Raw genomic sequence first — 11,962 nt, 5'->3', positions numbered from 1 at the left:
TTTTTTTATTCATAAAGTAAGCTTTCCCTACATAAATCTGTAATGACATATAGTTTGGGAGGGGGAAAAGAAGTGGCTGCAGATCATTCGTTACGATTTTCATTAAAAGAATCTGTTTGGTTCCAAAAGGGACAGGAAGTCGATGAACTTTTGTCAATTTCGTTAGATCCAGACGTTGAGATAGAAGAGCTTGATCATGAAGTAATCGTGAGAGGGCAATTAGATTTAACGGGAGAGTATGTTGCAAGGCAAGATGATTCGGCGTATTCACTAAGAGAACTATCGCCAGCAAAGTCAATTGATTATGTAGAAACAAGGGAAGATGGGGTTAATGAACTTGTTCATTCCTTTCCGCTTGAAATATCAATTCCGAGAAATCGAGTGAAAGTAATTGAAGAACTATATGTATCAATTGAGGAATTTGATTATGAATTAAAGGAAAATGGTTGCTTACAATTATTAGCGGATATATCTATTACTGGTTTATGTGATGAAGAGAGAAGCGAGGATGAAGAAGAAACGGTGTATGCTGAGTTAGAAGAAGATTCAGCGCAAGAGGATGAGAATAGACCGGCGCCGCATGTAGAAGAACCAACATACAAGGAATCAGATGAGTGGGAAGATTACGCATTTGAACCGTTCCAATTAGAGGAAAGAAAAGAGCAGGAATTAGAAGAAGAGAAAATAGAAGAACATGAATTTGTGGAGCGTGAAGAGGAGCAAGAAACAACGCCGCAATTTGAATTGTTCGGACGAAAAGATTTCAAGAAAGAAAAAGCGAAAAAGCAGGAAGAACAAGAAGAAGAGTACTCACAGCGAGATGAAAATGCGCTTTATTTAACAAAACTATTTACGAAAGAACCGGAAGAGGAATTTACAAAGTTAAGAATGTATTTCGTGCAAGAAGGGGATACAATTGAATCTATTGCAGACCGTTATGAAACATCGGTACAAAATTTGTACCGTGTCAATCAAACAGAAGATATATTTTTAAATACGGGGCAAATTATTTATATTCCCGTTTCAAGAGTAAAGGCGAAATAAAGAAGTGAGTGTTTTCACTCACTTCTTTTCTTAGAAGCTATGTTTTGAATAGAAAGGGTTATTCGTATGGATATTGAATTGCGAAATCACTATGAACCTATCGTGAGGCAATATAGATTGGATACGCAGCATATGGAAGAGCACGGAAGTGTAATGAAAATTTATACGAATCAAGGTCCATATGCACTTAAGAAAATAGAAGGCAGAAAGTTAGAGCGGAATAACTTTCTGCATCATATTCAATATTTGAAGGAGAAAGGTTTTTCAAATTATGTACCTATATACCATGCGACGGATGGAAATTATATTTTAAGTGACGGGACGTATAATTATTATTTAATGCCTTGGTTAGAACGTGCAGAAGGAAATGGTGAGGACAATGATCAATACCATAAAATGTTTCAGACACTCGGAACGTTGCATCAAAAAACTGTGAAGGAAGAAACGTATACGGAAGAAGATTTAGAAAAACATTATACAACTATATCCAATCGCTGGGAAAATGATGGTGAGATGTTAGAAGAGTTTCTCGTAGAATCTGAATCAAAATGGTATATGTCCCCGCTTGAATTGCAATATTGTACGTACTATCATCATGTAATGAGAGCGCGTGAATTTGCAACGAAGCAATTAAATGAGTGGAACGATGCGATGAAAGAAAAAGATAAAACGCGTATTACTTTTGTGCATGGTAACGTGTCACTTAATCATTTTTTATTTGACTATGAGCGGAATGGCTATTTTATTAGTTTGGAAAAATCGAAGTTTGCAACGCCTGTGCAAGATATAGTAGGTTTTTATTCACGGTCTTTAAACACATATCCAATCGCAAGAAGTGATCGGTTTGAATGGTTTCAAATGTATCAAAAAAATTTTCCGTTTACGAAAGAAGAGCAACTTCTCATGTTTGCTTATATGACGTACCCATCACAATTTATTCGACAAATCGGTTCGTATAGAAAAAGAAAAGATAATCGCAACGAGGAAAATGAATTGCGGGAAGTAAAGAGTTTGCAACAATCGCATTGGCTCGTTAGCAATATAGAATATTTCCTATCACAATTACAAGCTGCCCAGCAAGGGAACGGGTAAAGTAAAACTTTAATCAGCGGGGCTCCCGCCTAACTTCTTTGCTTCAGCTGAATTTTGATATAGGGATCTTACTGCCCGCAAATAGCGAGATAAAGAAGATAAGTAGAGAATGCTACTTATCTTTTTTTGTGCGCCCGAAAATTCATAGACTTAAATTTATCTTGACGAATAAGGTTTCGTTTTTTACACTATTGTATATAATAATTAACAATCATATAAATGCCTTGAAGGGGAAGAGTATAACATGAAACGTCTTCAGAGAGGAGAATCATTAGCTGGGAGATTCTCTAGATAGTTATGTTAGAAGGTAGCCCTGGAGCATCTTTTCTGAACGGAATAGTTCTCATTAGGAAAAGACGGATTTGTCCGTTATCAAATTAAGAGTATAAGCAAATTATGAATTTGTTTGTAAATAAAGGTGGTACCGCGATGTCCCTCGTCCTTTTTTGGATGAGGGACATTTTTTATTTTAAGGAGGGAAAATAATGTCAAACACGGAAAAGAATTTACCAACTAAATATGATCATATGTCCGTTGAAGAAGGCCTTTATCAGTGGTGGCTAGAAGGCAAATATTTTGAAGCAACAGGAGACGAGAAGAAACAACCGTATACAATTGTAATTCCACCTCCGAACGTAACTGGTAAGTTACACTTAGGTCATGCTTGGGATACAACTCTTCAAGATATTTTAACTCGTACGAAGCGTATGCAAGGTTACGATGTGTTATGGCTTCCAGGAATGGACCATGCTGGTATCGCAACACAAGCGAAAGTAGAAGGAAAACTTCGTGAAGAAGGTATTTCACGTTACGATCTTGGCCGTGAGAAATTCCTTGAAAAAGCTTGGGAATGGAAAGAAGAATACGCTTCTCACATTCGTCAACAATGGGGGAAAGTTGGTTTAGGACTAGACTATTCTCGCGAACGTTTCACATTAGACGAAGGTTTATCTGATGCGGTTAATAAAGTATTCGTTCAATTATACGAAAAAGGCTTAATTTACCGCGGTGAATATATTATCAACTGGGATCCAGCAACACGCACAGCTCTTTCTGATATTGAAGTAATTCATAAAGAAGTTCAAGGTGCATTCTACCATATGAACTATCCGTTAACAGACGGTTCAGGTCACATTCGTCTTGCTACAACTCGTCCAGAAACGATGCTTGGTGATACAGCAGTAGCAGTTCATCCGGAAGATGATCGTTACAAACATTTAATCGGAAAAACAGTTACACTTCCAATCGTAGGCCGTGAGATTCCGATTATTGCTGATGAGTACGTAGAAAAAGACTTCGGAACAGGTGTTGTAAAAATTACACCAGCTCATGACCCGAATGATTTTGAAGTAGGTAACCGTCATGACTTACCACGCATCTTAGTAATGAATGAAGATGGATCGATGAACGAAAAAGCTGGTAAGTATAACGGTATGGATCGTTTCGAATGCCGTAAAGCATTAGTGAAAGACTTACAAGAGGCTGGCGTATTAGTAGAAATCGAGCCTCATATGCATTCAGTAGGTCATAGTGAGCGTAGCGGTGCAGTAGTTGAGCCTTACTTATCAACACAATGGTTCGTAAAAATGGCTCCACTTGCAGAAAAAGCAGTAGCACTTCAACAAAAAGAAGAAGAAAAAGTAACGTTCGTACCAGAGCGTTTTGAAAACACATACTTACGCTGGATGGAAAACATTCATGACTGGTGTATTTCTCGTCAATTATGGTGGGGACACCGTATTCCAGCTTGGTATCATAAAGAAACTGGTGAAGTATACGTAGGTACAGAAGCACCAGCAGATATTGAAAACTGGAATCAAGATAATGACGTACTTGATACATGGTTCAGTTCAGCGCTATGGCCGTTCTCAACACTTGGTTGGCCGGATGAAGATTCAGCAGACTTTAAGCGCTACTATTCAACAGATGCATTAGTAACTGGTTATGACATCATCTTCTTCTGGGTATCTCGTATGATTTTCCAAGGTTTAGAGTTTACAGGCGAGCGTCCATTTAAAGATGTATTAATTCACGGTTTAGTTCGTGATGAGCAAGGTCGTAAGATGAGTAAATCTCTTGGTAACGGTATTGACCCAATGGATGTTATCGAGAAGTACGGTGCAGATGCAATGCGCTATTTCTTATCAACAGGAAGTGCACCAGGTCAAGATTTACGCTTCAGCATGGAGAAAGTAGAATCTACTTGGAACTTCATTAATAAAATTTGGAATGCATCACGCTTCGTATTAATGAACATGGATGATATGAAGTATGAAGAAATCGATTTAACTGGTGAAAAATCAGTTGCAGATAAGTGGATCTTAACTCGCTTAAACGAAACAATCGAAAGTGTAACACGTAACATGGATAAATATGAGTTCGGTGAAGCTGGACGTTCATTATACAACTTCATTTGGGACGATTTCTGTGACTGGTACATTGAAATGGCGAAGCTCCCACTATACGGTGAAGATGAAGCAGCTAAGAAAACAACTCGTTCTATTTTAGCTTACGTATTAGACCAAACAATGCGTCTATTACACCCATTTATGCCATTCGTAACAGAAAAAATTTGGCAACATTTACCACACGAAGGCGAATCTATTACAGTAGCTGCGTGGCCAACAGTTCGCGAAGATTTACAAGATACGGAAGCTGCGGCAGAAATGCACCTTCTAGTTGATATCATTCGCTCTGTTCGTAACATCCGTGCAGAAGTAAATACGCCAATGAGCAAAAAAGTTCAAATGCAAATTAAAGCAAAAGATGAGGCTGTACTTGCTCAACTTACGAAAAACAGCTCTTACATTGAGCGTTTCTGTAATCCAAGCGAATTAACAATTCAAACAGATTTACAAGCGCCAGAAAAAGCAATGACTGCAATCGTATCAGGTGCAGAGTTATTCTTACCATTAGCTGATCTTATCAATCTTGATGAAGAGAGAGCTCGTCTTGAGAAAGAACTTGAGAAGTTCGATAAAGAAGTAGAACGTGTACAGAAGAAACTTTCTAACCAAGGTTTCGTAGCGAAAGCTCCTGCGGCAGTTATTGAAGGAGAGCGTGCGAAAGAGCAAGATTACCTAGAAAAACGCGAAGCAGTTCGTCAACGTCTAGTAGATCTTGAAAAGTAAAAATGTTTTTAGAGACTCACTATATTGGTGAGTCTCTTTTCTTTGCGTATAATAGAACTATGAAAGTTGTCTTTTGAAAGGGGAAAAGCATACGTGATACATACATACGAAGAAGCGATAGGATGGATTCATAGCCGATTGAAATTTGGAATTAAGCCAGGATTAGAAAGAATGAGATGGATGCTAGAAGAACTCGGAAATCCAGAGCGTCATATAAAATGTGTTCATCTTGCTGGTACAAATGGAAAAGGTTCAACGTTAACATATATGCGCTACATGTTAGAAGGCGCGAAATATAAGGTAGGAACGTTCACCTCTCCTTATATCGAAACATTTAATGAACGCATTAGTGTGAATGGGACACCAATTGCAGATGAAGAGATTACTGAACTTGTAAAGATGGTAAAACCAGTCGTGGAAAAACTAGATGAGACGGATTTAGGGGAAGCGACGGAGTTTGAAATTATTACTGTTATGGCAATTTGTTATTTCGGTAAAGTCAATTTCTGTGATGTTGTTTTATTTGAAACAGGGCTTGGTGGACGTTTTGATTCTACTAATGTTATACACCCTGTTCTCACGATTATTACAAATATCGGTCACGATCATATGCATATTTTAGGGAATACACTAGGAGAAATTGCATATGAAAAGGCGGGGATTATTAAGTCTGGCGTGCCGGTAATTACTGGTGTGCAGGACGAAGAAGCTTTGGAAGTCATTCAAAATGTTGCAAAGGAAAACCATGCAAACCTATACGAACTTGGCAAGCATTTTACAGCGTTACATAAGCAGTCTAAAGAAGATGGGGAACAGTTTGATTTTACTTGTCCTTTTGCCGCATTTGAAGATTTGCAAATCTCAATGAAAGGCATTCATCAAGTAGGAAATGCAGCGCTAGCACTTATGGCAGTCATGTATGTAAAAACATATCTATCATTTTTAATTGAGGAAGAGGAAATAAGAACGGGATTACGGGAAGCGTATTGGATTGGGCGCTTTGAAAAGCTGCAAAGTAACCCGGATATTATTATAGATGGTGCCCATAATCCAGAAGGTATTGAAAGCCTTGTGAAAACAGTAGAAGCGCATTACAAAGATAAAAATGTAATAGTTTTATTTACTGCCCTTGGTGATAAACAATTGCATAACATGGTAGGCCAATTAGAAACCATTGCAGATGAAATTATTTTTACAACATTCGCCTTTGATCGTGCTATCTCTGCTGATAAACTTGCATCATATTCACAAAAAGAATCAAAATTAGTTTTTGAAAATTGGAAAGATGCAATTGATACAAAAGTTGAAATGATAGGAGAAAATGATGTTTTCATCATAACAGGTTCTCTTTATTTCATTTCTGAAGTTCGAAAATATATTCGCGAGAAAAACTAGATAGTCTTTGCTATCTAGTTTTTTGTTCTACAAATGAAGTCAAAAGCATACATATAAGATAAATATATAGGGTTATTTGGCGAATTTCTCTGACAAATATCTCGTTTTTTTGTGAAAGGAATATGATATGATGCGGACAACGATAAGAGGTGAGGTGTGAGTGTATGGACAAGCAATCACGAACGATCTCAGTGAAAGTGAATGGAACAGAAGCGAAGTATGAGGAAAAGAAGAAAGATGAATTTGAATGGATGGTAGTAGAGGGTGAACGACCGAGAAATGTTGTTCCGTTTCAAAAAGCGAAATCGATGTCTGTGGAAAAATACCGAAAGAAGTGGAGTAATACATTAATTGCAATCGTTGCAACCGCAATTATTATCGGTACGGCGTTTGGAATGGGGATGCTTCATTTACTCACCGGACAAGGAACGACAGGAGGAAGTGAAGTAACAGCTTCCCAGCCGACTGGGAATGGAGAATCAAAGGTGGGTGGAACGGCAGGACAAACATCAGAACCAAAAGAAGAAAAACAAAAAGCACAGGCAGGAGCGTCATTGGATCCGATGAAATTATTTTTTGTTCAAGGGGGGCTTTATTCTTCTGAAGAAAAGGGACGAGCAGCTCTTGAAGAATGGAAAGGCAATGGGGGCATTGGAGCTTTGAGACCGAGCGGGGATAAGTATGCAATAGTTGTTGGTATTGCTAGCGATGAACAGGCTATAAATCAATTAATGACTCAGTATAAAAATGATGGTGTCTCCGTTTTAAAAAAGAACTGGGATATAACAGATAAAGCGTTGCTGAAAGATGATAAAGAAGTAGGAACATTTTTAACAAAAGTGCAGCCATTATACACTCATTTAGCAAAATATGCTTCTAGTGTACAAGTTGGTGGAAAAAGCAGCGCAAAAGATATAGAAGCAATTAAAAAAGAATGGAAAGCGATTGAAAAAGAGGGGAAAAGTATGAAGCGAGAAGAAGCAAAGAAACTGTATATGTATACGTCGATAGCTGTACAAACAGTAAAAGATGGGAAAATGGATAAGGAATCTTTGGCGAAATTAAATCAAGTTATTATTGATGGCTTACTCTCGTATGAAAAAATTGTTTCGTAGAAAGTGAAATGATAGGATAATAAAATGAGTAAGAAAGAAGTACATGTACTTCTTTCTTTTCTTTTGAATTTAGAGCAAAGTGCTTTCTCTATGACAGGAATATAATCGTATGCAATAAAGAATTGTTATTTTAGTTAGAGAAATTAATATTTCTTTCATTTGTGGACAAACTACTCCTTTGATACGATTGATATAAATTGTTCTGCTTCATGTGAGAAAGGAAGGAGAAAATATGAAAAAAATAATTTTAGCTTCAGGATCACCTCGGAGGAAGGAATTGCTTGAGTTAGCTAGCATACCATTTGAAATCATTGTAAGTGAAGTAGAGGAAACAATTGGTGCATATTCATCGCCTTCTGATATTGTAATGTCGCTCGCCTTGCAAAAAGCATCAGCGGTGGCAGAAAATAATAGTGATTACATTGTGTTAGGTGCAGATACAATTGTTACATATGAGTCGCGTATTCTTGGTAAGCCTTCTAATGAGGATGAGGCGAAAGAGATGTTACAATTATTATCAGGGAAAACACATGAAGTGTATACAGGTGTTGCGATTATATCAAAAGAAAAAACGGTTACTTTTTATGAGCGTACAGAAGTTACGTTTTGGGAGCTAACAGAAGAGGAAATTGATACATACGTCGCGTCGAAAGAACCTCTTGATAAAGCCGGTAGTTATGGGATTCAAGGTAAAGGATCTATTTTCGTTCAAAATATTCAAGGGGACTACTATAGTGTAGTTGGCTTACCAATTGCACGTCTCGTTAGGGAATTAAAACAATATGATATTGATGTAACCCATGCGTAAAATTGCATGGGGTTTTCTTTGAGAGAACAAATAAAGGAGTGGAGAGATGAACGGTATTCGTGATGTTGTAAGAGAAGAACAGCCACGGGAGCGTTTATTGTTAGAAGGTGCCGGAAGTTTATCAAATCGAGAGCTTCTCGCAGTATTACTCAGAACAGGTTCTAAAGAAGAAACAGTGTTAAAGTTATCAGATAAAATTTTACACCAATTTGATGGCTTACGTATGTTGAAAGACGCAACATTAGAAGAGCTAATTAGTATACATGGTATTGGGATTTCAAAGGCATCGCAACTTATGGCAGCCTTTGAACTAGGCAGAAGAATGGTGCGTTTAGAATATCAAAATAGATATAGTATTCGAAGTCCAGAAGATTGTGCGAAATACATGATGGAAGAAATGCGTTTTTTACAACAAGAGCATTTTGTTTGTTTATATTTAAATACAAAAAATCAAGTTCTACATAGGCAAACGATTTTTATTGGAAGTTTAAACACGTCAATTGTACACCCCAGGGAAGTTTTTAAAGAAGCCTTCCGTCGTGCAGCAGCCTCTATTATATGTCTTCATAACCATCCCTCAGGAGATCCCACGCCGAGCCGTGAAGATATTGAAGTAACAAAACGTTTAGTAGAATGCGGCCAGATTATCGGAATTGAAGTGCTAGATCATATTATAATAGGTGACCATAAATTCGTGAGTTTAAAGGAAAAAGGTCATATTTAAGACTATGCTTTTTACTTATTTTGTTTTATAATGTGATTTATGAGTTTTTTGTAGAAATTTATCTACAAAAAGGATAAAGATATAAAAAACGTACTGTTTTTATAATATAAAGTAAGAAAAAATGAGTCCGTGAAAACAAGAAAGGAAGATAAATAATATGTTTGGATTTGGTGGATTTACTCGCGATCTTGGAATAGACTTAGGAACTGCGAACACGCTTGTATATGTAAAAGGAAAAGGTGTAGTTTTACGTGAGCCTTCAGTAGTTGCGTTACAAACTGATACGAAACAAATCGTTGCTGTAGGTAGCGACGCAAAACAAATGATTGGTCGTACACCAGGGAACGTTGTGGCACTTCGCCCGATGAAAGACGGTGTAATTGCTGATTATGAAACAACTGCAACAATGATGAAATATTACATTCAACAAGCTCAAAAATCAAACGGTTTCTTCTCACGTAAGCCGTATGTAATGGTATGTGTACCATCTGGTATTACAGCTGTAGAAAGACGTGCAGTAATCGATGCGACTCGTCAAGCGGGTGCTCGTGATGCTTATCCTATCGAAGAGCCATTTGCAGCAGCAATTGGTGCAAACTTACCTGTTTGGGAACCAACTGGTAGTATGGTAGTTGATATCGGTGGTGGTACAACAGAAGTTGCAATTATTTCTTTAGGAGGTATTGTAACAAGTCAGTCAGTTCGTGTTGCTGGTGATGATATGGACGATTCAATCATTCAGTACATTAAGAAAAGCTATAACTTAATGATCGGTGAAAGAACAGCTGAAGCATTAAAATTAGAAATCGGTTCTGCAGGCGAGCCAGAAGGTATCGAGCCTATGGAAATTCGCGGTCGTGATTTAGTAAGTGGTTTACCAAAAACAGTACTAATTCAGCCAGAAGAAATTGCAGATGCATTAAAAGATACAGTAGATGCGATTGTAGAATCAGTTAAAAATACGCTAGAAAAAACTCCACCTGAATTAGCGGCTGATATTATGGACCGCGGTATTGTATTAACAGGTGGCGGGGCATTACTACGTAATTTAGATAAAGTAATTAGTGAAGAAACAAAAATGCCAGTTCTTGTTGCAGAAGACCCATTAGATTGCGTAGCAATTGGAACAGGTAAAGCATTAGACAATATCGATCTTTTCAAAACTGCTGCTCGATAATATTGCAAAATAAAAATCAGTGAAATTAAGAGGGTGTGAACGTGCCACAGTTTTTCTTAAACAAAAGATTAATTGTTTTGTTAGTTAGTATTATTCTTCTCGTGGCATTGATTGGAATCTCATTGAAAGAACGGAACAGTTTAACATGGCCAGAGCAGTTTGTTAAAGATACTGTCGGTGTTGTAGAACGTGTATTCCAAAAGCCAGCGAAATACGTAGCTGGATTCTTCGAAAATGTAGAGGATGTAAAGCGCACGTATGAAGAGAATAAAGAATTAAAAGCAAAATTAGATAATTATGCAGGTCTATCAGGTAAAGTAAAACAATTAGAAGATGATAACAAGAAGTTACAAGAGTTAACTGGAAAAAAAGAGTTGCTGAGCGATTATACTGAGATTCCAGCTACTGTTGTTTCTCGTAGTTCAGATAAATGGTACGATTTAATTGGAATTGATAAAGGGGCACAGCAAGGAATTAAAAAAGATATGGCTGTTATGACTTCACAAGGTTTAGTTGGACGTGTGAAAAGTGTATCTCAGTTTACATCATCAGTAGAGTTATTAAGCTCTATGAGCCGAACAAATCGTGTATCTGCTATTGTACAAGGGCAAGAAAATATCTTTGGTTTAATTGAAGGTTACGACAAAGAAAAACACTTACTTCTTTTCACAAAGATTGGTTCTGATGCAAAAGTAGAAAAAGATCAAATGGTTGTAACATCTGGACTAGGTGATATTTTCCCGAAAGGTCTTGTAATTGGGAAAATCGTTGATGTACAACCAGATGCATACGGCTTAACAAAAACAGCTTATGTAAAACCTGCCGCTGATTTAAATGACGTAGAGCATATTATGGTTGCTAAACGTAAAAAGCCTTCAGCGCCATTAGAATAGGAGGGGGAGAAGAGATGATGAAGATTTTAAAAAGAGCAGCTCTTCCTCTTTTGCTCCTTTTTGTGTTTCTATTTGAAAATATGTTTGCTACCATTGTTCCAACAAATGTGTTTTGGAAAGAGAGTATAGCAGCACCGCATTTCTTTATAATCGTCTTATGTTTTATTACAGTGTATTATAGTCCGGTCCAGGGGATTTATTACGGACTATTATTTGGTTTCTTATTTGATACCGTATACACAGAACTTGTCGGTATATATATTTTTGCTTATCCGATTTTAGCTTATTTAGTTTATAGTGTGATGAAAGTACTGCAATTGAATTTATTTATTGTTGTTTCCATCATATTAGCTAGCGTTGTAGCACTAGAGTATTATGTGTATGGATTTTTAACTTTGTTGGGACGTACTCATATGCCAGCGTATGTCTTTTTCACAGATCGTCTCCTTGCTACTTTATTGTTAAATGCTATTTTCTTGTTGATAGTTTGTTTCCCACTGAGACGATATATATTGCGTCTTTCAAAAGCGATGGAAGAAAAAGAAAAAAGGATTTTCTAATTTTATGTCGAATTGAATCGGTG

General features: G+C 37.1%; 10 protein-coding genes and 1 other annotated feature. All 10 genes read left to right on the top strand.

Going from position 1 to position 11,962, the window contains the following annotated elements:
- The first annotated feature begins 72 nt into the window (after nucleotides 1-72).
- The 10 genes from spoVID to mreD all read left to right on the top strand — a co-directional run bounded on the left by spoVID (nucleotide 73) and on the right by mreD (nucleotide 11,939).
- Nucleotides 73-1,044: a stage VI sporulation protein D gene (spoVID, locus tag JFU02_RS13610; RefSeq protein ID WP_061666253.1), complete on the top strand. Its 972-nt coding sequence runs from the start codon at nucleotides 73-75 to the stop codon at nucleotides 1,042-1,044.
- Nucleotides 1,045-1,110: 66 nt separating this feature from the next.
- Nucleotides 1,111-2,136 carry a spore coat protein YsxE gene (gene ysxE, locus JFU02_RS13605; protein ID WP_000350661.1) on the top strand — a complete coding sequence of 342 codons (1,026 nt, stop codon included), beginning with the start codon at nucleotides 1,111-1,113 and terminating at the stop codon, nucleotides 2,134-2,136.
- A gap of 215 nt (nucleotides 2,137-2,351) precedes the next feature.
- Nucleotides 2,352-2,583 (top strand) — a binding site (T-box leader).
- Between the two features lie 38 nt (nucleotides 2,584-2,621).
- Entirely contained in the window at nucleotides 2,622-5,267 is a 2,646-nt protein-coding gene (locus JFU02_RS13600) for a valine--tRNA ligase (protein WP_086407265.1), read from the top strand.
- 93 nt (nucleotides 5,268-5,360) lie between these two features.
- Nucleotides 5,361-6,662, top strand: coding sequence for a bifunctional folylpolyglutamate synthase/dihydrofolate synthase (locus JFU02_RS13595; RefSeq protein WP_000582075.1), 1,302 nt, complete (start codon nucleotides 5,361-5,363; stop codon nucleotides 6,660-6,662).
- Nucleotides 6,663-6,826: 164 nt separating this feature from the next.
- Nucleotides 6,827-7,777 carry a stage II sporulation protein B gene (locus JFU02_RS13590; RefSeq protein ID WP_086407264.1) on the top strand — a complete coding sequence of 317 codons (951 nt, stop codon included), beginning with the start codon at nucleotides 6,827-6,829 and terminating at the stop codon, nucleotides 7,775-7,777.
- A 232-nt stretch (nucleotides 7,778-8,009) separates the two neighbouring features.
- On the top strand, nucleotides 8,010-8,585 hold the full coding sequence (locus JFU02_RS13585) for a Maf family protein (protein ID WP_097889022.1): 576 nt from the start codon (nucleotides 8,010-8,012) through the stop codon (nucleotides 8,583-8,585).
- Between the two features lie 46 nt (nucleotides 8,586-8,631).
- Nucleotides 8,632-9,309: a RadC family protein gene (gene radC, locus JFU02_RS13580; RefSeq protein WP_001013396.1), complete on the top strand. Its 678-nt coding sequence runs from the start codon at nucleotides 8,632-8,634 to the stop codon at nucleotides 9,307-9,309.
- 157 nt (nucleotides 9,310-9,466) lie between these two features.
- A complete protein-coding gene (gene mreB / locus JFU02_RS13575) occupies nucleotides 9,467-10,486 on the top strand; it encodes a cell shape-determining protein MreB (protein WP_000466736.1) in 1,020 nt (339 codons plus the stop codon).
- A gap of 41 nt (nucleotides 10,487-10,527) precedes the next feature.
- Nucleotides 10,528-11,379: a rod shape-determining protein MreC gene (gene mreC / locus JFU02_RS13570; protein WP_001135484.1), complete on the top strand. Its 852-nt coding sequence runs from the start codon at nucleotides 10,528-10,530 to the stop codon at nucleotides 11,377-11,379.
- Nucleotides 11,380-11,393: 14 nt separating this feature from the next.
- On the top strand, nucleotides 11,394-11,939 hold the full coding sequence (mreD, locus tag JFU02_RS13565; RefSeq protein WP_000975762.1) for a rod shape-determining protein MreD: 546 nt from the start codon (nucleotides 11,394-11,396) through the stop codon (nucleotides 11,937-11,939).
- Nucleotides 11,940-11,962 lie beyond the last annotated feature (23 nt).

It is taken from the genome of Bacillus sp. TH13, assembly GCF_016651175.1.
Classification (GTDB): domain Bacteria; phylum Bacillota; class Bacilli; order Bacillales; family Bacillaceae_G; genus Bacillus_A; species Bacillus_A thuringiensis_S.
Note: the sequence above shows the minus strand (reverse complement) of the source record. Positions and strands in the feature narration are given on the sequence as shown.

What these genes read in the sequence shown, in the direction of transcription:
- ysxE (WP_000350661.1), top strand. Translation starts at nt 1,111, where the DNA reads ATGGATATTGAATTGCGAAATCACTATGAACCTATCGTGAGGCAATAT.
- JFU02_RS13600 (WP_086407265.1), top strand. Translation starts at nt 2,622, where the DNA reads ATGTCAAACACGGAAAAGAATTTACCAACTAAATATGATCATATGTCC.
- JFU02_RS13590 (WP_086407264.1), top strand. Translation starts at nt 6,827, where the DNA reads ATGGACAAGCAATCACGAACGATCTCAGTGAAAGTGAATGGAACAGAA.
- JFU02_RS13585 (WP_097889022.1), top strand. Translation starts at nt 8,010, where the DNA reads ATGAAAAAAATAATTTTAGCTTCAGGATCACCTCGGAGGAAGGAATTG.
- radC (WP_001013396.1), top strand. Translation starts at nt 8,632, where the DNA reads ATGAACGGTATTCGTGATGTTGTAAGAGAAGAACAGCCACGGGAGCGT.
- mreB (WP_000466736.1), top strand. Translation starts at nt 9,467, where the DNA reads ATGTTTGGATTTGGTGGATTTACTCGCGATCTTGGAATAGACTTAGGA.
- mreD (WP_000975762.1), top strand. Translation starts at nt 11,394, where the DNA reads ATGATGAAGATTTTAAAAAGAGCAGCTCTTCCTCTTTTGCTCCTTTTT.